The organism is Ruegeria sp. HKCCD7628, assembly GCF_057221005.1.
The window spans coordinates 20,044-43,451 of record NZ_JBWVBA010000017.1; the positions used below are offsets into that span (position 1 = coordinate 20,044).

Genomic DNA, 23,408 nt, shown 5'->3' on the forward strand with positions numbered 1-23,408 from the left:
TGTTCAGATGTCGAACTTCACGCCCTGTGCCAGAGGCAATTCAGCCGAGTAATTCACCGTATTGGTCTGCCGCCGCATATAGGCTTTCCAGGCGTCCGAGCCGCTTTCGCGCCCACCGCCGGTTTCTTTTTCTCCACCAAAGGCTCCGCCGATCTCGGCCCCAGACGGACCGATATTGACGTTGGCGATACCGCAATCCGATCCGGCCGCGGTCAGAAACTGTTCCGCTTCGCGCATGTTCAGGGTGAATACGCAGGACGACAGACCTTGTGGCACGTCGTTCTGAATCTCGATGGCGTTATCGAAATCATCATAGCCCATCACATAGAGGATCGGCGCAAAGGTCTCGGTCTTTACGGTGGCCGTCTGGCCAGGCATCTCGACAATGGCGGGCTGCATATAGACGCCATCCGGCACGCCCTCGGTGACGCGCTGACCGCCGAAAACTGCGCCGCCTTCGGCCTCGGCGGCCTTCAGCGCGGCCGTCATGGCCGCGCCCGAGGCCTCATCGACCAGCGGGCCAATCAGCGTGCCCACAGTCAGCGGGTTACCGATAGGCAGACCGGCATAGGCTTTCTTCAGGCGGCCCACCAGTTCCTCGCGGATTGAGTTATGTACGATCAGGCGGCGCAGCGTGGTGCAGCGTTGACCGGCTGTTCCCACGGCTGAGAAGACAATTGCGCGCACCGCCATTTCCAGATCGGCCGAAGGGCCGACGATCATCGCATTGTTGCCTCCCAGCTCCAGAATGCACTTGCCGAACCGCTGCGCCACCACAGGCGCCACTGCGCGGCCCATGCGGGTGGAGCCGGTGGCCGAGATCACTGGAACATCCTCACTGGCCACCAGCGCCTCGCCCAGCGCAGCACCGCCGATCAGCGTTTGCAGCAGATGGTCGGGCGCATCGCCGAAACGGGCTAGCGCGCGTTCAAAGATCTTCTGGCAGGCCATCGCGGTCAGTGGTGTTTTTTCGGACGGCTTCCAGATCACCGTATCGCCGCAAACCAGCGCAATCGCCGCGTTCCAAGACCACACCGCAACCGGGAAGTTGAAGGCCGAAATCACGCCGACTGGCCCCGCCGGGTGCCATGTCTCCATCATCCGGTGGCCGGGGCGCTCGGACGCAATCGTCAGGCCGTATAGTTGCCGCGACAGACCCACGGCAAAGTCGCAGATGTCGATCATCTCCTGCACTTCGCCCAGCCCTTCGGAGGTTATCTTGCCCGCCTCCCAACTGACCAGCGCGCCCAGATCATCCTTGGCGGCGCGCAGTTCCTCGCCCAGAAGGCGGATCAACTCACCCCGGCGCGGGGCGGGTACGGTGCGCCAGGCTTTGAACGCCGTTTTGGCGTTTGCGAACACAGTCTCAATGTCGCCCGCCGGGGTTTCATGCACCTCGGCCAGCAGGCTGCCGTCGATGGGCGAGTGCACGGCCAATGAGCCGCCGGTCAGTTCTGCGGCCGTCAGGTCCAGATTGGCGAGGGTGGTTTGCGCAGTCATCACGATGTCTTTCATATCTCAGGCCGCCTTGTTTTGTTGGGTTGCATCACCAGCGCGGTACAGCTGGCCAAATTCGGTGTTTAGGAAATCGGACAGGACCACTTGTTCCTGCCGGACAAAGCCCTTGGAAGGCAGCGCACCGGTGCGCATCAGATCGACCACACCCAGAACACCGGCGGCAGTGGTGACTTGAATGGCGCTCCAAACCTGTCCGTTGATCTTGCGGGCATAGCTTTTGTTGATCAGGGATTTCTCGCGCAGTACCCCGTCGATCTGGCCTTTGGCAGTGCAATAAACCAGCACCACATCCTGATCCGTGCGCGGAAGGGCGGTCTCGAAAATATCCTTGAGCAGATCGCGCCGACGTTCCAGCCTCAGATCCTTGAGCAGCAGCTTCAGAATATCGCAATGGCCGGGATACCGGATCGAGCGATAGGACACTGCGCGCGCCTTGCCCTCCAACGTTTCGGGCAATGTGCCCAAGCCACCCGAGGTGTTGAAACACTCATACTCCACCCCATCATGGCCGATCCGCTCGTAATCCTCCAGCGGGGCGGTCTTGACCCGTGCGCCGTTCACAATCGCATCGCAAGGGTTGCAGTATTCGTTAATCAGCCCGTCGGTGGACCATGTCAGGTTGTATTTCAGCGCGTTGGTCGGGAACAGAGGCAACGCCCCTACCCGCATATGCAGGCTGTCCAGCGTATAGAACTCGGCCGCCAGCGCCGCCCCGGCGATGCCGACAAAACCCGGTGCCAGTCCACATTGCGGCATGAAGGCGGTTCTGCTGCCTTCCGCCAGATCACGCACGGCATTGGTGGCGGCCACATCCTCGGTCAGGTCAAAGTAATGCGCGCCGGCATCCTTGGCCGCCTTGGCAATCTGCGGCGTCAGAAAGAAAGGCGCGGCCGAGATCACCGCATCGAACCCATCCAACGCCTTGGTCAGGTGCACCGCATCGGTGACGTCAATCTGCCGTGTGGAAATACCTTGCCGGTTCAATCCCGACAACGCGGCCAGATCGCGGTCGGCCACGGTGACCGAGTAGTTGGATGATGATTTCAACAAGGCAGCGATCATCTGACCGATCTTGCCTGCTCCGATGACACAAATATTCCAGCTCAAAACGCGCCTCCTCTTTCGTTTTGGGAAAGTATGAAGGCACGGCTGTTCGGTCCGCAGGGGCAATCTTGACGAAATTATCGATTATTCCGTCATTTCGACGGTTTTTCCGTCATTTATCCGACTTGCGCCATCCGTGATGCGATTGCCGCTGCAGGCGGTGCGGCGCTACGCACCCCCATCTGTTTCAGCGCATGATCCGCTGCCGCCACAACAGCGCGCATGACCTCGGCATCCATGCGGCCAATGCAGCCGATGCGGAAACTGTCCACCTGGGTCAGTTTGCCGGGATAGATGATAAAGCCTTGTTCCTTCATCAGATCATAGAACCGCGTAAATTCGAAACGCGGATCGGCAGGGCAAAAGAATGTCACGATGATGGGCGACAACCACGCATCCGGCAGCAGGGTTTCAAACCCCAGCGCGCGCATCCCCGCGACCATCACATCGCGGTTCTCTGCGTAACGCGCGCCGCGCCCGGCCACGCCACCCTCGGCTGCGTGTTCGTTCAATGCTTGCAGAAAGGCGGCAACCACATGAGTCGGTGGGGTAAAGCGCCACTGGCCGGTTTTCTCCATCGCGTCCCATTGCGCGTACAGGTCGAGACTGAGCGAGGGGCAATTCCCCTTGGCCGAGGCCAGCGCCGTTTTGCGGGCCAACACAAAACCAAAACCCGGTACGCCTTCGATACATTTATTGGCCGAGGAAACCATCGCCTCGAACGTATATTCGCTGGGGGACAGCGGGATCGCACCAAAAGCCGACATACTGTCGATCAACAGCTTGCGGCCCGCCGCTTCGGCGGCCTGTGAAATCTCGTGCAGAGGGTTCAGGATACCTGAGCTGGTCTCGCAATGGATTGCAACCACATGGGTGATCGCCGGATCATCAGCCAGAATTTGTGCCACTTCGACCCCACGCGGCGGCAGATAATCGCCCTTGTCCGACACAACACAGGCCCGCCCGGCATAGTCCAGCGTCTGCGCCGCCCGTTTGCCATAAGCCCCGTTGGCCAGCACCAGCGCCTTGCCATCTTGCGGGATGAAAGAGGTCAGCATCGCCTCGACCGCGAAACTGCCCGAGCCCTGCATCGGAACACAATCATATGCCTCGTGCCCGTCGCCCAGCAGGCTCAGCAGCCGCGCGCGCAGTTCGGCTGTCATGGCGCGGAAGTCGCTATCCCAGCTACCCCAGTCGCGCAGCATCGCTTGTTTCACGGTATATGAGGTCGTCAGAGGACCTGGTGTCAGCAAGTAAGGCTCACCAAGTTGCGGGCGGGGCAAGGAAGTCATCGGGCACGGCCTTTTTGAAAAGCGGTTTGGCCCGGTCACTGTATTGAGATTTACTTCTTTAGGATATGCATCATAGCTTTTTTGTATGACATGCCCGCTGTCAGAAATCTGACATGTGATTTATTATCACGACACCTCCCCGCGGCACGACAAACCCTTCAGGGTCTGATGTACCGGGTGGGTCGGATTGTGGTGTTCATGCCTCGGGGCTCAGCCCTTCGGTGGACAGATCGTCCAGTTTGGGCATCAGCCGCAGCAGTTCGCTTGCATATTCAGTCTGCGGATTGGCAAACAGATCGTTGGTCTCTTGCAGTTCTACCACCTTGCCCTGTTTCATCACGGCAACTCGGTCGCACATCTGGCGCACGACCGGCAGGTCATGACTGATGAACAGCAGGGTCAGACCCAGATGCTCCTGCAAATCCTTCAGAATGTTCAGGATTTGGGCCTGAATAGACACGTCCAGCGCGCTGGTTGGTTCGTCACAGATCAGGAAGCGCGGCTGCGTGGCAAGCGCGCGGGCAATGGAAATCCGCTGACGCTGACCGCCCGAGAATTCATGCGGATACTTCAGCCCAGCCTCATGACCCAGCCCAACCTGATCCAGCAATTCATCCACACGGCGCTTGATGTCAGCACCGTCCATCAGCTTGTGATGGCGGATCGGCTCGGCCACGATCTCATCCACCCGCATTCGGGGGTTGAGAGAGGAATACGGGTCCTGAAAGATCATCTGGATGTTCTTGCGATAGGCATCCAGCGCGGCCTTGTTGGTCAGATCGCTGACCGTCTGCCCTTCGAAGGTGATCGTGCCGCCATCAACAGGGTAAAGCCCGGCAATCATCCGCGCGACGGTGGACTTGCCCGAACCGGATTCACCAACCACGCCAAACACCTCGCCCGCGCGGATATCAAAGCTGACATCGTCAACAGCGGTGAAATAGGTGCGGTCCCACGGCAGAAGTCCGCGCTTTTGCAGGAACTTCTTGGTCAGGTTACGGATTTCAAACACCGGCTTGCTGGTGTCATTGTCCACCTTGGGCCAGTGGCGGGCCATGTCTTCGATCGCAAAGCGGGTCTCGCGCCCGCCATAGCTGATTTGCGGAAAGCGATGCAGTTTGAGTGTTGGGCGCGGTACGGCGGCGATCAGGGACTTGGTGTATTCGTGGGTCGGCTGGCCCATGACCTGAGACGTAGGGCCGCTTTCGACCACTTTACCCGCATACATCACCGTCACTTTGTCGGTGGTGTCGGCAATCACACCCATGTCGTGGGTGATCAGGATAACGCCCACCTGACGCTCGGTCGCCAGTTCCTTGATCAGGTCCAGAATCTGCGCCTGAACGGATACATCCAGCGCCGTGGTCGGTTCATCCGCGATGATCACGTCCGGCTCGGTGCACAACGCCAAGGCGATCACCACACGCTGCCGCATCCCGCCCGAGAACTGGTGCGGGTACTGGTCCAGCCGTGTATCAGGGTCAGGGATACCTACCCGGTCAATCAGATCGCGGGCGCGTTTGTTGGCCTCACTATCCGAACCACCCAGATGCGCCTGAATGGTCTCGACCAGTTGCTCGCGCACCGTGAACAGCGGGTTCAGCGAGGTCAGCGGATCCTGAAAGATCATCGAGATCTTTTTGCCGCGCAGCCCGCGCATCGCGTCGGCGTCCAGACCGCTGATCTGATCACCGCTCAGCCGGATGGTGCCGCTGGCAATACGGCCGGGGCGATCCAGCAGGCCCATGATGGCTGCACCGATGGTGGATTTACCGGCCCCGGATTCGCCCACAAGACCGTGGATTTCGCCGGGCTCCACCGACAGGTCCACATGGTCCACGGCAGTGAACAGTTTGCGGCGGGTCGGGAATTCGACCGTAAGGTCATTGATCGTCAGAAGGCTCATAAAATCACCGCAGCTTGGGGTTCAGCGCATCGCGCAGCCAGTCGCCCAGCAGGTTCACAGACAAGGCCAACGCCAGAAGGGTGCAGGCCGGGAAGAACAGAATCCACCACTCACCCGAGAACAGGAAACCCTGCCCGATGCGGATCAGTGTGCCCAAAGACGGCTGGGTCGGCGGCGCGCCCACACCCAGAAAGCTGAGTGTCGCCTCGGCAATGATCGCCAGCGCCAGCGAGATCGTGGCAATCACCAGAACCGGGCTGAGGACATTGGGCAGGATATGGCGGAACATGATCGGGAAAGATCCGCGCCCGATCAGACGGGCGGCTTGGACGTATTCCTTGTTTTTCTCGACCAACGCCGCACCACGCACCACACGGGCGAACTGGACCCAGTCAGACAGCGCAATGGCGACGATCAGGACGTAGATCGCCATCTCATCGCGGTATTCCGGCGGGGTGACGCCTTTGGCGATACCAAAGATCAACATGGCGACCAGAATGGCCGGGAAAGTCAGCTGCACATCGGCGACCCGCATGATCAGCGTTTCAATCCAGCCGCCGAAATAAGCCGCGACCAGCCCAAGAACGATGCCGATGATCAAGGCCAACAGCACGGCAGATGCGCCCACGAACAGGGAAACGCGCATCCCGTACAGGATGGTCGAGAACACGTCGCGCCCCTGATCGTCGGTTCCCAGCAGGAAGGTCTCCTGCGTAAAGGCGTTGGGTGTTCCGGGCGGCGTAAACCCGTTCATCAGGTTCAGTGAGGACGGATCGAACGGATTATAGGGCGCGATCAGCGGCGCAAAGATCGCCGAAAGCACAAGTATGGCGACAACCAGAGTCGCGACAATAGCCACAGGTGAATGCCGAAAGGACCATGCGAAGTCGCCGTCCCAGAACTTGGCGAACCGCGACTTTTCCGGCGCTTTGGGGGTATCGAGAATATCGGTCATGTGGCCCTCGCGTCGACACGCAGGCGCGGGTCAATAGCATAATAAAGAAGATCGACAATCAGGTTGATCGTCACGAACATGACCGAAATCAGCATCAGATAGGCGGCCATGACGGGGATATCGACGAACTGGATCGCGTTGATGAACAGCAGACCGACGCCCGGCCATTGGAACACCGTCTCGGTGATGATGGCGAACGCAATGATCGAGCCTAGTTGCAAACCGGTAATGGTGATCACCGGCACCAATGTGTTCTTCAGCGCGTGACGGAAGTTGATCACCCGGTCCGACAATCCGCGGGCACGGGCAAAACGAACGTAATCGGCGCGCAACACTTCCAGCATCTCGGACCGCACAAGCCTCATGATCAGCGTCATCTGATACAAGCCCAGCGTGATCGCAGGCAGGATCAACGCCTTAAGGCCCGACGACGTCAAAAAGCCCGTAGACCAGTTCCCAATCATAACGGTTTCGCCCCTCCCGAAGCTGGGAAGAAGGTCAAGTTCGACCGAGAAGATATAGATCAGCAAAATCCCGATCAGGAAGGTCGGCAACGAAACCCCGATCAAACTGACGGTCATAATCACATTCGCCGCGATCCCTTGTCGTCGGATCGCTGTGAACACACCCAGAGCAATGCCCATCGTAATGGCCAGGAAACCTGACACAAAAGCCAGTTCCAGCGTCGCGGGTGCACGTTCTGCGATGATGGTCGAAACCGGACGACCCTGGCGGTAAGAGACGCCAAAATTGCCCTGAACGGCCCCTTGCAGGAACTTGAAATACTGGACCGGGAAGGGCTTATCCAACCCAAGCTCGCCCCTAAGCCGGTCGATATCGGCCTGGGTGCGCTCTTGCCCCAGCATGTTGTCGATCGGATCGCCGACAAATCGGAACATGGAAAAAGCGACCAGACCCACGACCAAAAGCACGATCACGGATTGGAACATCCTTCGAACGATATATGCGAACATTTAGTTTCCCCGTTGATCTGCCTCTCTACGCACGCCCTGTCCAAATGGTCAAGATGTCGCAGAGGACAAGCTGACCCGATCCTGTGGCTCAGCCCAGTTTATCTGTGGCCCCAATGGCACGATCCCCAGCGGGTTTCGCAGCTCGGAGGGTGAGAAATACCCGGCCTTGTAGTTATCGGGCTTCACTGTCCGGGCAATCTCCGGTCGAGAATACAAATCCCGCGCATAGCCCCACAGATGCGGATAGTCCACCAGACGCCGCAAATTGCAGCGGAAGGCATAGTGATAGGCCACATCGAACCGCGCCAGTGTCGCGAACAGGCGCAGGTCGGCCTCGGTCAGCTCGTCGCCGCACAGGTACCGGTTGGTAGCCAGATGGGTCTCGATCTCGTCCAGCATGGTGAAGACATCGTGGAATCCGGCCTCGTACGCCTCTTGCGTGCGGGCAAACCCGGCGCGATAGACGCCATTGTTCAGGCGCGGATAGATTTTATCGTTCCAGGCGTTGATCTGATCCAGCTTTTCTGGCGGGGCCAGATTGGGGCCATAGCCTTCTAACGTGCCCAGCATACGCACGAGATCGGCGGATTCATTCGACACCGCGCGGTTTTTGGCGCGATCCCACAACAAAGGCACGGTGATGCGCCCGGTATAAGCAGGATCAACCTTTGCATAGGCTTGATGCAACGCGGTGACACCGAACAGAGGATCGGCATAGTCACCATCGGTGTCGTACACCCAACCGTCCGGCGTGCGGCGCGGGCGGGCATAGGCGACGGTGATCAACTCCTCCAATCCCTTAACGGCGCGCGTCAGCAGGACCCGATGCGCCCAAGGGCAATTCCACGCGGCATACAGGTGGAACCGCCCCGGCCCGTACGGACCGTCGGGCAGAGCGTTGCGGATGGACGACGTCTGACGACGGTATGCGCCGTCAAGCGATGTGTCGGGGGCGGGGTCGTCCACATGGTAGACCCCGGCAATCATGACACCCATGCGGTCAGTTCACCGTAACCCAGCGCAGGATGAAGAAGTTATCCGGGCGTTGTGTCAGGTCGATATTGCTGCCGGTCCCCCAAACCAGAGGCTGCACATACATCGGCACATAGACATGATCGTCCTGATAGATGGCCGTCACCTCATCCAGCATGGCCTGACGCTTCGTCGCGTCCAGCTCGGATTGGATCATCGGCAACAGTTCATCCACCCGTTCGTTCGAGTAGCCGCCGAAATTCCAGCTGCCCAGCTTCTTTTCCTCGTTGGGCGTGGCTACCAGAAAGCGAACGGGATGTTCGGCGTCGAATGTGCCGGGGCTCCAGCCCAACATATACATGTCGTAGTTATCCTCGCGCAGCTCTGGCCAGTAGTTGCGGACGGGCATAGCATCCAGTTCCGCCGTGATCCCAATCTGCGCCAGCATGGTGACGACGGCCTGACAGACCGGTTCGTCATTCAGATAGCGGTCATTGGGGCACTTCAGCCCGAACGAGAACCCATCCCCGTAGCCCGCCTCGGCCAGAAGCGCCTTGGCACCTTCGACATCAAAGGCGGGGCGATCTGCATTGGCGGCGGAATAGCCGCTCATAGCCGGGCTTACCAGTTGCGAGGCGGCTTCGGCACTGCCGCGCATGATCGTGGCCAGAATTGCATCCACATTGATCGCCTGCGCCACCGCCTGACGGACCCGCGCATCACGGAAAGGGTTCGGTTTGCCCGCGTCATCGGTATATTTCAGCGTCTCGGCTTCATGATCGAAACCTAGCATGATTACACGCGCCTCGATCCCCTGAATGACGTCCACATCGGCGTTTTCCTTGAGGCGTGCGACGTCCTGAATGGGCACAGGATTGATCATGTCCACATCACCCGACAGCAGCGCCGCCACGGCAGTGGCTGAGTTCTGGATCGGGTTGAATTCGGCGCGGGTAATGTTGTGTTCAACCTCACCCCACCAACCGCCATGCGGCTCTAACACGGTCTTAAGCCCCGGTTCGCGGGCCGTCACCTTGAACGCGCCGGTGCCGTTGGCATTGATCGTGGCGTAGTTGCCGGTTTCCTTATCGGGCACCACGGCGTCATTCGCCTCGGTCCAGCCTTGATCCATGATCATCCAGTTGGCGATCGAAGACGGGAACAGCGGGTTCGGCGCCGAGGTCATGATATCGACCGTATAGTCATCGACTACGATCACCTCACTGACCGGCGCAAACCAGCTGCGCGTATCCGCCGACTCGCCCGAGGCCCGCTGATAGCTAAACAGCACGTCTTGCGCATCGAAGGTGCTGCCGTCGTGAAAGGTCACACCCTCACGCAGCTTGAATCGCCAGCCTTCACCCTCTCCGATCGGCTCCCAGCTTACGGCCAGCGCGGGTTCGACTGTCATGTCCTTGCCGCGGCGCACCAACCCTTCGTAGACATTGTTGAGAAAACCCAGAACCGGGGCCGAGTTGACGGCGTGCGGGTCCATGGTCTGCGGATCGGTGGTCGAGGCCCATTTGAACTCGGCCGCCTGAACGCTGGTCGCAACCAGCAGGGCCAGGCCAATGGCACTGTTTCTAAGGATCATTTTTATCTCTCCCTGTTCTCTGCGTTCAAGTTTTCTTGGTTTTTTTCGCCTGCGCAAGGAAATCTCAGGTCGAAACAAAAAACAGGGCGCGAAAACCGCGCCCTGCCTTGTTCGCAATCGAACCGATTTAGTTCATGGTGAAGTATTTGACTTTCGGCTGGTCTTCCGCATCCACTTCGATGCCCACGCCATCAGCCATACCCCAGTTCAGAACCTGGTGGTGGATCGGGATGTACAGCGCCTCGTCCTGCACCACGCGCCAGATGTCGGCGATGTCAGCGTTCCGCGCGTCCAGATCGGTGTTCGAGGCCAGCGACTTGATCTTCGCATCCAGCGCATCGTCCTGATAGCCGGTGCCGTTCCACGTGCCGATATCGTCTTCGCGACCATGGACCAGGAAGTTGAAGATGTATTCCGAGTCATATGTCGGCACACCCCAACCCAGCATGTAGAAGTCGGTCTTGCTGTCGGTGATCAGCGGGAAGTGCTGCGCCTTGGGCTTGGCGTCCAGATTCACAGTCACGCCGATCTGACCCAGCATACCAACGGCCGCCTGACAGATCGCCTCATCATTGATGTAACGGTCATTCGGGCAGTCCAGCCGCAGCGAGAATCCGTCGCCATAGCCTGCCTCGGCCATCAAGGCCTTGGCCTTTTCCAGATCGGTCGAGGATTCGCTGTCCATATCAGCGGTCCAACCGTTGACGAAGGGAGGTGCGATCATGCCCGCAGGCTGCGACTGGCCGCGCATCACGACCTGTTTGATCGCATCACGGTTGATCGCCATCGACATGGCCTGACGCACACGCACATCGGCCAGAGGGTTCTTGCCGTCCACGTTGTCCGCTTCGATGTCATCTGCGCCCTGGTTCATACCAAAGAAGATCACACGGTTCTGCGGCGCCTGCTTGACCATCAGGCCATCTGCACCGTTGACGCGCTCGATATCCTGCACGGGCATATCCTGAAGGAAGTTCACCTCTCCCGACAGCATCGCTGCCACACGCGTCGCAGCGTTTTGGATCGGAGTATAGATGATCTCGGTCACTTCCATCGGGAACTGGTCGATGCCCCAATAGTCGTCGTTGCGCACCATCACGGTTTTCACGTCAGGCTCGCGGCTTTGCAGTTTATACGGCCCCGTGCCGTTGGCATTGGTGGTGGCATAGGTAATCTCGCCACCCTCAAAATCCTGCACGTTGACGGTGTCATTGGCCTCGGCCCAGCCTTTGTCCAGAATGAACAGGTTGGTCAGGTTCGACGGCAGGATCGGGTTCGGACCATCGGTGACGATCTCGACGGTGTAATCGTCAACCGCGCGCACTTCGGTGATCGAGCCGATCAGCTCCTTCATGTCTGAGTTCGGCTGCTTGGCGCGCTCAAAGCTGAACACCACGTCTTCGGCGTTGAAATCCGCGCCGTCGTGGAATTTCACACCCTCGCGCAGCTTGAACACCCAGACATTCGGGTCATCGGCCTTGGGCCCCCATTCGGTGGCCAGTGCAGGTTCAAACGCGCCGGTTACGTCGCGGATGATCAGCGGCTCGTACATCTGGTGCCGAATGGTGTGCGACGGACCTTCGTTCTGCGAATGCGGGTCCAGCGTCAGCGCGTCACCAGCGCGCGCCCAGCGCAGGGTTTCAGCCGAAGCACCCGTGGCCATCAGCGCGGTGGCGCTGGCAGCCAACATCAAGTTTCTCAGGATCATTTTGATCTCCCCGTTTATTGTTAGCGCCGCCATTTCAGACGGCAGGCCATTTCCGTGACCTTGGTGACCCTGATCATCCAGATCATTTTCACAGTTGCAACACCAGATTGTGATCAAAACGGATAGATAGCCATGAAATTCATCCATAGACCTTATTAGGGTCTACTCATCGTCTAGGGTGAAGGCAGAATAACGGACCTGCGATATTCCTCATGGGGGAAGACACGTCCGGATTGAATACAGTCAAAGATATGCTTGAACACCTGTCCGGGCTCACCGCCCGGCGTGACCGGCCCAAAATAATTGTGACCTGTCGGGTTATCATAGCGCGTGTTGACGTCATCGCAATCGACCTGAAACACGTTGCGTGGCGTTCGGTCGATGTTTTCGGGGCCTGTGTGCCCCAACCGCCGCGAGGCCACTTTGTTCTTGAGGTTCGCCGCCTTACTGGCCCGCAGCGCCAGATCGTCTGACGCGAAATAAACCACCACATTGCGCGACGCATGACTGACCAGAACTCCCGGTTCGTCTTCGTGCACCGTTTCATTCACCACATCAGCCGCAACCATAAACGTGTTACGAAACAACAGCGGCACGCCCGAGGCCAGATCATAGCGGTCCCATTCGATCAGCGTTTGCCGCAGCACACGGTTGCCCATTGAATGCGCCAGCAGGTTGATCCGCTTTAGACACGGGGCCACGTCAGGTTCATTCTCGGCGCTGTTGCGCCATTCCAGAAACCGCTCTAACACGCGCGCAAAGGAATACCCGCTTTGGTCTGCGGATTTCTGGTCGTCCCAGTATTTCTGAACGATCCCATGCTCGTTATCGCTGGGCCAGATCAGTGGCAGCACCATCGCTTCGCCCGGATCGGCCAAATCACACAGGCGTTGCACCTCGGCTGTGGTGCGAAAGACATCGTCAGGCAGGTTGTTGAACCCATGCAGGTATAGCAGAATCTGGCGGCAATCGCTGTCACGGACCCGCCGCAACAATTCGGCACTTGTGATTTCGGTATGGTGTTCGTCTTCACCCTTTTCGCAATAGAACACCGAATTGGACGGCGCGTTGTTGTTGAGGTCAAAAGTGAACCGGCGCCCGCGTCGGGTACGAATGCTTTGGGTCGGGAATCTGTTGGTTATGAAAAGCATGCAAAAAAACTCCGATTAAAAGTAAAACTACCCTAGCAAGCTGCCGGAGATCTGTCAGCTTTTGCCAAAATCACACGCTTTGGAATAGTAAGGTTTTCCTCGGTTGCATTAAAACTTCAAGCGCCCAACTATAAATTCAATGCGTGTGTTTTTTAGATTTGTTTTTACGGGTTTGGTCCTTGTGGCGATGGTTCTGATCGGGCTGCGCCTTGTTGCAAACAACCGCGAAACCATCGCTTTTGGGCAAGAACTGCCATTGGGCGGCCAATTGATCGAGACAGCCGAAGGTGCCGTTTTTGTGCTGGAACGTGGCCCTGACACTGGCGTTCCGGTCCTGTTTGCGCACGGTACGGCTGCCTGGTCCGGCCTGTGGCTTCCTTCGCTCGATTCCGTCGGGGACGCAGGCTTTCACGCCATCGCGTTTGATATGCCCCCGTTTGGATGGTCACAACACCCTGACGACAGCGATTACAGCCGCCCCAAACAAGCCGATCGCGTGATCGCCCTGCTTGAGGCATTGGACAACCAGCCAATAGCCGTCGCACATTCCATCGGGGCAGGCCCTGTTGTCGAAGCCGTGATGAGCCGCCCTGATCTGGTGTCGGGCCTTGTTGTAGTGAACGGAGCGATAGCCCTTGGCAGGCATGATCCACCAACCGAGACCCCCATTTACCTGCAAAGCGATGCTGTGCGCCCGTTTATCGCCTCGGCCACGGTGTCGAACCCGATTTTGACCAAAGCTTTCCTGCGCAGCTTCCTGCACATCAAGTCCGCAGCGACGGATGATGTCACTGCGCTCTTGCAAGAACCCATGGCCCGCATCGGATATACTGCCGCGGTGGCAGACTGGTTACCCCAGTTGCTGGTTCCGCCCCAAAATGCGCTCAGCACCCGAGCTGAGAACTGGCAGGCGCTGCAATTGCCGGTCGGTCTGATCTGGGGCGTCGAAGATACCGTGACGCCGTTGGAACAGGCCGAAGAATTGCTGACCTTGATCCCCGATGCGCAGTACAGGGCGCTTTCGGGCGTGGGACATATCCCTCAGCTTGAAGACCCACAGGCGTTTCAGGCCGCGCTGATCGAGATATTGCAAACCTTTTCAAACGCACGACCTGACGAGGCCGATTCATGAGCACATTCACCAGAAGAGCCGCCTTGTTTGCCGCCGGAGGGGTGGCCGGTTGGGGCCTGTCGCGCTGGCTTGGTGCCGATTTGCCAAGTTATGACGGAACTCACCGCACCTTTGCGCCCCAAGACGCGAAGATCATGAACGATGCCAGCGGCCTGTCACCGACCCCGATCCACAAACATCTGGTCATGACCGAGGATGCCGGCGACGCGCTTGTGACCGCAATTCGAAATGAGTTGACGCGGGCCCAGGCAGATGGGCGACCGGTCAATGTGGGCGCGGCCCGACACTCGATGGGCGGTCAGGCCATTCCACGCAACGGCACGGCGCTGACTTTCGATAATGGCTCTGTTCAGATGGACAGTACCGCGCAGACCTATCTGGCCCATGCGGGCGCGCGGTGGTCTCAGGTGATCTCGGCGCTGGACCCTGCAGGATTTTCGCCAAAGGTCATGCAGTCAAACCATGATTTCGGCGTTGCTGCGACCTATTCAGTCAATGCACACGGATGGCCGGTGCCCTTCGGTCCTATGGGATCTACGGTGCGATCATTGCGCATGGTGTTGCCATCCGGACAGCTTGTCACCTGTTCACCCACCGAAAATGCCGATCTGTTCAACCTCGGCATGGGTGGCTACGGGCTGATCGGCATAATCGTGGACCTTGAGGTCGAGATGGTCCCGAATACCCGACTGACACCGTCTTTTGACGTGATGGAGGCGACCGCTTTTGCCGACAGCCTCAAAACGGCTGTCGAAGATCCAGCTGTCACGATGGCCTATGGTCGCCTGAATGTTGAACGCGAGACGTTCTTCGAACACGCCCTGCTGATCACCTATCGCGAAACCGGCGATCAGTCGGACCTGCCCCCTGCGGCGGGATCGGGCTGGATGTCACACGCAGCCAGCCGCCTTTATCGGGCGCAACTGGGCAGCGAGGCATTCAAGACATTCCGTTGGTGGAACGAAACCAAACTGGGCCCGGCCCTGGGCGGTGGCGAGGCGACACGGAACTCGTTGATTAACGAACCCGTCGTCACGCTGGATGACCGCAACCCGGATCGCACGGATATCCTGCACGAATACTTCGTGGGCTTCGACGCCTTTGATGATTTCCTGACTGCCTGCCGCGAAGTAATACCGGCCTCGTATCAGGAATTCCTGAATGTCACACTGCGCTATGTTGCACAGGATGATCAGGCAGTGCTGTCGTTTGCCTCGGAACCCCGGATCGCCGCTGTTATGTCTTTCAGCCAGGAAATGACGCAACGGGGCGAGGCTGACATGGCCCGCATGACTCGCGCTCTGATTGACCGGATTGTCGAGATCGGAGGGGCCTATTACCTGCCCTACCGCCCGCATGCCACGCTGAATCAACTGACAGCCGCCTATCCGCGCACAGCAGAATTCGCGCGGGTCAAACGTACGCTCGACCCGCAACTGGTGCTGCGAAACAACCTTTGGGACAGCTATCTGGGGCAAGTATGACGAACCTTCAAAAGCTATGTATCGTTTATTTCGTCGCGCTGATGATTGCGGCGTCGTTGAACTATGTGCCCGGCCTGACTGATGAAAACGGGCTGGCCTTCGGTATTTTCGCGCTGGATATCTATGACGACGCGCTACACGTGGCCTCGGCATTGTGGGCGTTGATCGCGGGGCTCATGTCGCACAAAGCGGCGCGCACGTTCCTGATCCTGTTCGGGCTGGCCTATCTGGGCGATGGCGTCTTCGGCTTTTTCACCGGTTACGGCTATCTGGACATGGGCATCTTCACCAATCCGTCGGCCGGGATGGACCTGTCGCTGGGGCGTATCTTTGCCAATCTTCCGCATCTGGCATTGGGCGGCATCGCCGCCTGGGCCGGACTGCGTGACGCAAGGAGATCATCGTGAGGTTTCTTCTGCGCTGGCTTCGGCGCCTGGTTCTGCTCATTGTTGTGGTCGTGATCGCACTGGCCGCACCCATCATCTATGTCGAAACAAGCTGCAAAGGCACCGCACAGCCGCAATCATACGCTTCGCTTCTGCCCCCGGAACATCACCGCCCGGAAACGCGGACACTGATGACCTATCCCGAATGGCATATCGTTCATGCCTATGATGACTATGCCAAGGTTATCAGCACGGGAGACCCGCATGATTACGGCTTCTGGCAGGGGATCACCGGGTTCTGGACATCGCTCTGTGCCCTGACTGAAAACGCCTCGGCCCATGGTGAGATTGATTGGCCCACCAAACAGATGGTCTACGTTATCGGCACCAGCTTTACCGCCGAATTGGCCATGAAAGCTGCCTATGAAGAAACGGTGGGCCGCCTGTTTGCCGCACTGCGCGAACCTGATCGTGCGCCACTTGACGATCTTTCTGCGCGACAAGCCTCTGCATATGCAGAATTCCTGCAGCAGGTTCCATGGTACAAATGGCCATTTGCCGAAGACGCACAAGCCCTGTTGGAACAATCCACCGGATCTTTGCGTGACAGCGAACGGGCCATTGCGCTGGGGTTGGAGTACACGGCGAAAGACGCCTATGCTGGCGTAATTGAACAAGCCGTGGCGCAGGTGGGCACCGATGAACTGACCCTGCGAATGATCCTGACAGCAGATGAGGACATCACTGGCTATACGGATGTTAAGGTCATCGCCATTCGGCCAGAAGGGACTGAAGTTGAAACCCCCCGCTACCGTACCCTGACCAATCTGCTGGCTCAGATGGCCCGCGACGGGCTGGAAGTGGTCGAGATCGCGGGCAATGACGACATAATGTTCACCGCTATTTCGGATCAACCAACCACAGCAGGTTCCGTATTCAGTACCCCTCGTCAGGGATATGGGGATTATCGACATCTGATCGTGGTAAAGGTTCCGGCTCTTCTCGAAACCCTGCGTCAGCTAGAGAGCTCGGGTCTGACGCTGGAACACATACATGACTATTAAGTCGATCCTAACCACCTTGCCCATAGTGGTGCTGGGCTGGATAGCGACGCTTGTAATCGTTGCCCTGCTGACGGACGAAGCTCCGGCCTATGTCGTGGTGCTACCGCAGGACGGGTTACTTCGGAACCTTCCTGAAGACACAGCGGTGCTGACGGCCTCGCGGTTAAGCGTCACAGTGGCCTCGGACGTTCCGGGCTTCGCCAAATCGCTCTACGCCAGCGGAGCAAGGCTGGTTCTGCCGGCGGGCCTGCCGGGATGTTTGCCGCTGCCGAAGGTTTGATAACTATCCTTCAAATGGAACACGAGCCTCGTCCAGCGTTCTTTTTCCGGACGGCAGGCTCAGATCATGCGTCACCGGGACCGACCGAGAGATCACCCGCCCCTTGCGCACCACAGCCAGCCGGTGCGCGCGTAAGCGGATCGCCTCAATCGGATCTGCCGCTTGCAACAGCACGAAATTCGCATCACAGCCTTTGGCCACACCGTATCCGTCCAACCCCATGATGCGGGCGGAATTCGTGGTTACCGCTTCGAAACACCATGTCATGTCTGCACGGCTGGATAACTGCCCCACATGCAACCCCATAAAGGCCACGTCCAGCATGTCGGCCTTGCCCAGCGAATACCAGGGATCCATCACACAGTCAGAGCCAAACCCGACCGTGATCCCCGCATCGCGCAACTCTCGTACGCGGGTCTGGCCCCGTCGCTTGGGATAGCTGTCATGGCGGCCTTGCAGCATGATGTTGATCAGAGGATTCGGGATCGCATGCACCCCGGCCTCGACCATCAGCGGGATCAGTTTCGAAACGTAGTAATTGTCCATCGAGTGCATCGACGTCAGATGCGACCCCGCCACCCGGCCATTCAGCCCCAATCGCTGGGTTTCATAAGCAAGCGTCTCGATATGGCGGCTATGGGGATCGTCACTCTCATCACAGTGCATATCGACCATCAAGCCGCGTTCAGCCGCGATTTCACACAGCAGTCGGACGGATTCCGCCCCATCCGACATGGTCCTTTCGAAATGCGGGATACCGCCCACCACATCTACGCCCATATCCAGCGCGCGGAGTGTGTTCTGCATCGCGGTCGGGTCGCGTAACACACCATCCTGCGGGAAGGCCACCAGTTGCAGGTCCAAATAGTCTTTCACCTGCTCGCGTACCTGCAACAGCGCCTGCACGCCCTTCAGTTCATCATCGCAAGTATCCACATGGCTGCGGATCGCGCCGATGCCTTTGGCTACGGCAAGTTCGCAATAGCGCAACGCGCGGGCGACGATGTCATCGACCGATTGCAACGGCTTTAACTCGCCCCACAGCGCGATCCCCTCAAGCAGCGTGCCCGAGACGTTCATGCGTGGATTGCCCAGTGATAGGGTCGCATCCATGTGGAAATGCGGATCGACAAAAGGGGGTGAGACCAGCTGACCCTGGGCGTCGATCACCTCTGCCGCGTCGGCGGTGATTCCGGCCTCGAACGCCGTGATCTTGCCGCCCTGGCAGGCGATATCCATGCCGGTCTGACCGTCCGTTAGGGTGGCGTTTTTGATAAGCAGATCGACCATAGTCAGCGTTGACCTTTAAACCATGGGGTAAGCAATGCTCGTGGATAATCGGCCGAGCGCGCGGCAATCACAAGGGCGATGATCGACAGGACATAGGGTACCATCAGGAAGACCTGACCGGGGACCAACGCACCAACCTCGGTTTGCAAGCGTACCTGTAGCGCGTCGAACGCACCGAATAGCAGCGCGCCCAGCAGCGCCTTGCCCGGCCTCCAGCTGGCGAAAATGACCAGCGCAATACAGACCCAGCCGCGTCCATTGACCATACCGAAAAAGAAAGCGTCAAAGGCGCTCATGGTCAGGAAGGCTCCGCCCAGAGCCATCAGGGCCGAACCCACGACGATGGCACCGATCCGCAGGCCGTAAACCGACAGACCCTGCGCATCGACGCTGTCGGGGTTGTCGCCCACGGCCTTGATCGCCACGCCCAGCGCGGTGCGGTTCAGCACGTACCAGACCACCACAACCAGCAGCAGCGCAAGCCATGTCAGCGCCGTCTGTTGGAACAAAACAGACCCTAAAAAAGGTAAATCTGACAGCACAGGCAGATCCAGCGGCTGAAACGGCTCGATCCTTGGCGGCGATGAAACGTTCGGCAGCGCCGTGCGATAGGTGTAATAGCTGGCCGAGGTCGCAAATAATGTAATCCCCAGCCCCGAGACGTGTTGCGACAGTCCCAAAGGCACCGTCAGGATCGCGTGAAGCAAGCCGAAGAACCCTCCGGCCAGAGCGGCAACCAAAACACCACCCCACAAGCCAGCACCCAACCAGACGGCCATCCAGCCGCACATGGCGCCGACGACAAAGATGCCCTCGATTCCAAGGTTCAAAACGCCCGCCCGTTCGCAGATCAGCGCGCCCAGCACGCCAAAGATCAGCGGTGTAGCAATACGCAGGGATGCAGCCCAAAAGCTTTCAGAGAGCAGGATGTTAAGGATATCCATCATGACGCAGCCCTCGTGGTGCTGGCCCGGACGATGTGATACCGCGCCACGAACCCGCCGACCAGAACGCAGAGCAACGACATTGAGACGACCAGATCCGCCAGGAACGACGAGACCCCCATGGCCCGGCTCATACTGTCGGCGCCCACGAAGACTGAGGCGATAAACAGCGCAGCAATCACGACCCCCACCGGCGACAGCCCCGCCAGCATGGCGACGACAATGCCCGTGTAGCCAAAGCCCGGCGACAGATCAGCGGTCAGGTATCCTTTCAAACCTGCGACTTCACTGACACCCGCAAGCCCGGCCAGACCACCCGACAGAATGGCCACGCCGAACAGCGATCGGTTCACGTTGATCCCTGCGTGACGCGCGGCGGCGGCGTTCTCTCCGACTGCGCGCAGCCGGAAGCCCCATACAGATCGCGCCAACATGAATTGTGCCAATCCGGCCAGTATTAGAGCCAAAATAAGCCCCGAATGAACGCGCATCCGGTCCAACAACGGAGGCAGCATTCCCTGATCCAAAACCGGAGCAGATTGCGGCCAACCCAACCCCATCGGATCTTTCAATGGCCCTTCCAGCATCATCTGAACGAAGATCAGGATAATGAAGTTCAGCAACAGCGTCGTGACCACCTCATCCGCACCAAAGCGGGTTTTCAAATAAGTGGGGGCGACCATCCCCGCCGCCCCCGCCGCCGCGCCCATAAGAACGATCAGCGGTAACAGAAGGATGCCAGAGATATCCAGCACCCCAGATCCAATAGCCACGGCGGCCATAGCGCCCAGATAAAGCTGTCCCTCGGCCCCGATGTTCCACAGCTTTGCGCGAAAGGCCAACGCGGCGGCGAGGCCGGTAAAGATCAACGGTGTCGCCCGCGTCAGCACCTCAGAGAAGGCAAAGACCGACCCAAAGACGCCACGAAACATCTCGGCATATGCAGTGATCGGATTTGCACCCGCAGCCAACAGGGGAATGGCAGCAAAGCCCAGCGCGATCACGGCGGACAGGATGGGCACACCCAGAGTGAAAGCCCGCGACTGGGTTTGGCGCGGTTCGATGCGGATCATGCCGGTTCTCCTGCCATCATCAGTCCGATCTGCTCGCGGTCGCGACCGGGGGCTTCATGCAATTCGCCGTCACGGATCACAACGATGCGGTCCGCTAGGCTTAGCAATTCATCAAGGTCCTCGGAAATCAGGACCACACCAGCGCCACGCGCCCGTGCGTTCAGCAGACGTTTGCCGACCTCAGCCGCCGCGCCCATGTCCAAACCACGTGTCGGTTGGTTTGCCAGAATAAGGCGCGGGGAGCGGTCGAACACACGCGCCAGAATAAGCTTTTGGATATTGCCCCCCGACAACAACCGCGCTGGCGCATCAACACCCGGTCCGCGCACGTCATAGGCTTTGGACAGCCTCTCTGCGTTGTCTTGGATATCTTCCCGCAGCAACAAACCGTAGGACTGAACCTCGGGGTCGTTTAACTGCTCTATCACCATGTTTTCGGCCACGCTCATGGCACCTACGATCCCCTCGTGATGCCGATCTTCGGGAATCCGACCAACGCCTGCACCCACCATTTTAGCAGGGGTCGGAGAGGTGATTTCGACGCCATCCACCCGAATTAGACCCTGTTCTGGCCTTGTCAGACCCGCAATGACGTTGGCCAGACCGCTTTGCCCGTTGCCCGATACACCGGCAATCCCCAGAATTTCATGCGCACGCACAGTCATGTTCACCCCGGTCAATGTGTCCCGTTTGGACCGCCCTGGAACCGAAACGTCGGACATGGTCAGCACGGGATCACCCGGTGTCAGTTCGGACCCGGCCAGCTCGGGCGTGTCGGCACCAACCATCATGCGTGCGATCGATTTCTCGTCGGCATCCGCAGTCAACATCTCGCCGACCTTCTTCCCGTGGCGCAACACAGCGATACGATCAGAGAAAGACAAAACCTCGCGCAGTTTGTGACTGATGAAAATGACTGACAGCCCCTCGTCCGTCATCTGTCGAATGTTCTGGAACAGCGTGTCGGCCTCTTGCGGGGTCAGAACGGCAGTCGGTTCGTCCAGAACCAGAATGCGCGCGTCGCGGTAGAGGGCTTTGAGAATCTCGACACGCTGACGCTCACCCACTGACAAACGCCCGACCGGTGTGTCCAGGGGCGCGGTCAGGCCGCTTTGCGCCATGATCGCCTCGATCTTGCGGCGGGCTTCGCGCCGGTTGCGGCGCAAGGCAAACAAGGGCTCGGACCCAAGTGTAATGTTGTCCAAAGCCGAAATATTCTCGGCCAGCGTGAAATGCTGATGCACCATCCCTACGCCCGAAGCCAGTGCCACCTGCGGATGGCCCAGCGGCAAGGGGTGCAGATGCCCGGCCTCATCCGCCACGTCAATAGATCCTGAATCGGGCAAATAATGCCCAAACAGCATATTCATCAGCGTGGTCTTGCCCGCGCCATTTTCGCCCAGCAATGCCAGAACCTCACCCTTGTTCAGGCTCAGGTCGACGTTGTCATTGGCGATAACTGGGCCGAAATGCTTGCTCAACCCGTTGAGTTTCAGAACTGTGGATTTGGTCATTTGGAAAATGGGCCGGTTTCAAAGACCGGCCCGAAAGGGATCACTGGTCCGAGACCGGGCGATCGTCATTCACATTCACGCGGAACAGGCCATCAAGGATTTCCGCCTGACGGGCATTGACCGCTTCGACAACATCAGCAGGCACCAGCTCCTCGTCCAGAACCATCGAACCACCGCCATAGCCCATAAAGCTGTACTGGCCGTAATCCGACGCCTCGAACGTGCCGCTGGAAACGTTGGCGATGGCTTTGTCGATTGTCGGCTCCATATGCCACAAGGCCGATGCCATGATCGTACCCGGATAGTCGCCCGACGTGTCGATGACGTTGCCGACGGCCTTGACGCCGCGCTCAACCGCTGCATCCGATACACCAAAGCGTTCGGCATACATGATGTCCGCGCCCGCATCCATCATGGCGATCGCGCTTTCCTTGGCTTTAGGCGGGTCGTACCAGCTGTCGATAAAGGTCACGAGGAATTTGACATCCGGGTTCACCTCGCGTGCGCCGTCCATGAAGGCGTTCATCAGGCGGTTCACCTCGGGGATGGCGTAACCGCCGACCATACCGATCACGTTCGATTCAGTCGCGGCACCGGCAACCATGCCTGTCAGATAGGAAGGTTCGTGAATCCAGTTGTCAAAGACCGAGAAATTCGGCCCCACAGGACCGAAGGACGATCCCATCAGGAATGCCGTGTCAGGATAATCCTTGGCCACTTTGCGCGCCGCACGTTCCAGACCAAACACCTCGCCCACGATCAGTTGCGAACCCTGTTCAGCATATTCGCGCATCACCCGCTCGTAATCCGTGTTGGCCACGTTCTCCGAGAATACGTATTCGATATCGCCGCGCTCGGCGGCAGCGTTCAGCGCTTTGTGGATGCGGCTGATCCATTGTTGTTCCACCGGCAGAGTGTAGATTGCGGCCACCTTGACCGTCTCAGCCGCCGCCAGACCGGCAGAGTACAAAGTGGACGCCGCTGCAACGGCAGCAAGCAATAACCTTCGCGATAATTTATGATCAGCCATGACACTCTCCTGTTTTTTGGGATGCGAGCATTTTTTT

20 protein-coding genes are annotated in these 23,408 nt (G+C 58.7%); 5 read left to right on the forward strand and 15 right to left on the reverse strand.

Going from position 1 to position 23,408, the window contains the following annotated elements; translation table 11 throughout:
* Nucleotides 1–3 precede the first annotated feature (3 nt).
* The 10 genes from amaB to AC2TAD_RS21010 all read right to left on the reverse strand — a co-directional run bounded on the left by amaB (nucleotide 4) and on the right by AC2TAD_RS21010 (nucleotide 13,174).
* On the reverse strand, nucleotides 4–1,500 hold the full coding sequence (amaB, locus tag AC2TAD_RS20965) for an L-piperidine-6-carboxylate dehydrogenase (RefSeq protein WP_480870303.1): 1,497 nt from the start codon (nucleotides 1,498–1,500) through the stop codon (nucleotides 4–6).
* Between the two features lie 18 nt (nucleotides 1,501–1,518).
* Entirely contained in the window at nucleotides 1,519–2,625 is a 1,107-nt protein-coding gene (locus tag AC2TAD_RS20970; protein WP_480870254.1) for a saccharopine dehydrogenase family protein, read from the reverse strand.
* A gap of 113 nt (nucleotides 2,626–2,738) precedes the next feature.
* Nucleotides 2,739–3,914, reverse strand: coding sequence for a 2-aminoethylphosphonate--pyruvate transaminase (locus tag AC2TAD_RS20975; protein WP_480870257.1), 1,176 nt, complete (start codon nucleotides 3,912–3,914; stop codon nucleotides 2,739–2,741).
* Between the two features lie 196 nt (nucleotides 3,915–4,110).
* Nucleotides 4,111–5,820 (reverse strand): ABC transporter ATP-binding protein, encoded by a 1,710-nt coding sequence (locus tag AC2TAD_RS20980; protein WP_480870260.1) that lies wholly within the window; start codon nucleotides 5,818–5,820, stop codon nucleotides 4,111–4,113.
* A gap of 4 nt (nucleotides 5,821–5,824) precedes the next feature.
* Entirely contained in the window at nucleotides 5,825–6,775 is a 951-nt protein-coding gene (locus tag AC2TAD_RS20985) for an ABC transporter permease (protein WP_170353864.1), read from the reverse strand.
* Entirely contained in the window at nucleotides 6,772–7,749 is a 978-nt protein-coding gene (locus AC2TAD_RS20990; protein ID WP_170353866.1) for an ABC transporter permease, read from the reverse strand. The genes AC2TAD_RS20985 and AC2TAD_RS20990 overlap by 4 nt, the downstream gene beginning before the upstream one ends.
* A 48-nt stretch (nucleotides 7,750–7,797) precedes the next feature.
* A complete protein-coding gene (locus AC2TAD_RS20995; protein ID WP_480870265.1) occupies nucleotides 7,798–8,745 on the reverse strand; it encodes a glutathione S-transferase family protein in 948 nt (315 codons plus the stop codon).
* 4 nt (nucleotides 8,746–8,749) lie between these two features.
* Complete coding sequence (locus AC2TAD_RS21000; protein WP_480870268.1) at nucleotides 8,750–10,315, reverse strand: ABC transporter substrate-binding protein; 1,566 nt, start codon at nucleotides 10,313–10,315, stop codon at nucleotides 8,750–8,752.
* A gap of 127 nt (nucleotides 10,316–10,442) precedes the next feature.
* The gene (locus AC2TAD_RS21005) at nucleotides 10,443–12,023 is read right to left on the reverse strand and encodes an ABC transporter substrate-binding protein (RefSeq protein ID WP_480870271.1); all 1,581 of its coding nucleotides are present in this window, start codon (nucleotides 12,021–12,023) and stop codon (nucleotides 10,443–10,445) included.
* 173 nt (nucleotides 12,024–12,196) lie between these two features.
* Nucleotides 12,197–13,174: an alpha/beta hydrolase gene (locus AC2TAD_RS21010; protein ID WP_480870274.1), complete on the reverse strand. Its 978-nt coding sequence runs from the start codon at nucleotides 13,172–13,174 to the stop codon at nucleotides 12,197–12,199.
* Between the two features lie 187 nt (nucleotides 13,175–13,361).
* Between AC2TAD_RS21010 and AC2TAD_RS21015 the strand changes: the two genes are divergently transcribed.
* Genes AC2TAD_RS21015 through AC2TAD_RS21035 form a run of 5 tightly spaced genes read left to right on the forward strand, consistent with a single transcriptional unit; the run spans nucleotide 13,362 to nucleotide 17,520 of the window.
* On the forward strand, nucleotides 13,362–14,306 hold the full coding sequence (locus AC2TAD_RS21015) for an alpha/beta fold hydrolase (RefSeq protein WP_480870305.1): 945 nt from the start codon (nucleotides 13,362–13,364) through the stop codon (nucleotides 14,304–14,306).
* Entirely contained in the window at nucleotides 14,303–15,790 is a 1,488-nt protein-coding gene (locus AC2TAD_RS21020; protein ID WP_480870277.1) for an FAD-binding protein, read from the forward strand. The genes AC2TAD_RS21015 and AC2TAD_RS21020 overlap by 4 nt, the downstream gene beginning before the upstream one ends.
* Nucleotides 15,787–16,197 carry a DUF4383 domain-containing protein gene (locus AC2TAD_RS21025; protein WP_170755307.1) on the forward strand — a complete coding sequence of 137 codons (411 nt, stop codon included), beginning with the start codon at nucleotides 15,787–15,789 and terminating at the stop codon, nucleotides 16,195–16,197. The genes AC2TAD_RS21020 and AC2TAD_RS21025 overlap by 4 nt, the downstream gene beginning before the upstream one ends.
* Nucleotides 16,194–17,240, forward strand: coding sequence for a hypothetical protein (locus AC2TAD_RS21030; protein ID WP_480870280.1), 1,047 nt, complete (start codon nucleotides 16,194–16,196; stop codon nucleotides 17,238–17,240). Before AC2TAD_RS21025 ends, AC2TAD_RS21030 begins: the two co-directional genes overlap by 4 nt.
* Complete coding sequence (locus tag AC2TAD_RS21035; RefSeq protein ID WP_480870282.1) at nucleotides 17,230–17,520, forward strand: hypothetical protein; 291 nt, start codon at nucleotides 17,230–17,232, stop codon at nucleotides 17,518–17,520. Before AC2TAD_RS21030 ends, AC2TAD_RS21035 begins: the two co-directional genes overlap by 11 nt.
* A 3-nt stretch (nucleotides 17,521–17,523) precedes the next feature.
* Here AC2TAD_RS21035 and AC2TAD_RS21040 read toward each other — a convergent pair whose 3' ends face one another.
* From AC2TAD_RS21040 to AC2TAD_RS21060, 5 genes are read right to left on the reverse strand one after another with little or no spacing between them, the layout of a single operon-like run.
* Nucleotides 17,524–18,810, reverse strand: coding sequence for an amidohydrolase family protein (locus AC2TAD_RS21040; protein ID WP_480870285.1), 1,287 nt, complete (start codon nucleotides 18,808–18,810; stop codon nucleotides 17,524–17,526).
* A 2-nt stretch (nucleotides 18,811–18,812) separates the two neighbouring features.
* Complete coding sequence (locus AC2TAD_RS21045; protein WP_170755424.1) at nucleotides 18,813–19,754, reverse strand: ABC transporter permease; 942 nt, start codon at nucleotides 19,752–19,754, stop codon at nucleotides 18,813–18,815.
* Complete coding sequence (locus AC2TAD_RS21050) at nucleotides 19,754–20,824, reverse strand: ABC transporter permease (protein WP_480870308.1); 1,071 nt, start codon at nucleotides 20,822–20,824, stop codon at nucleotides 19,754–19,756. The genes AC2TAD_RS21045 and AC2TAD_RS21050 overlap by 1 nt, the downstream gene beginning before the upstream one ends.
* Nucleotides 20,824–22,341 carry an ABC transporter ATP-binding protein gene (locus AC2TAD_RS21055; RefSeq protein WP_480870288.1) on the reverse strand — a complete coding sequence of 506 codons (1,518 nt, stop codon included), beginning with the start codon at nucleotides 22,339–22,341 and terminating at the stop codon, nucleotides 20,824–20,826. The genes AC2TAD_RS21050 and AC2TAD_RS21055 overlap by 1 nt, the downstream gene beginning before the upstream one ends.
* A gap of 40 nt (nucleotides 22,342–22,381) precedes the next feature.
* Nucleotides 22,382–23,371, reverse strand: a complete 990-nt coding sequence (locus tag AC2TAD_RS21060) for a BMP family protein (RefSeq protein WP_170353890.1) — start codon at nucleotides 23,369–23,371, stop codon at nucleotides 22,382–22,384.
* Nucleotides 23,372–23,408: the final 37 nt, after the last annotated feature.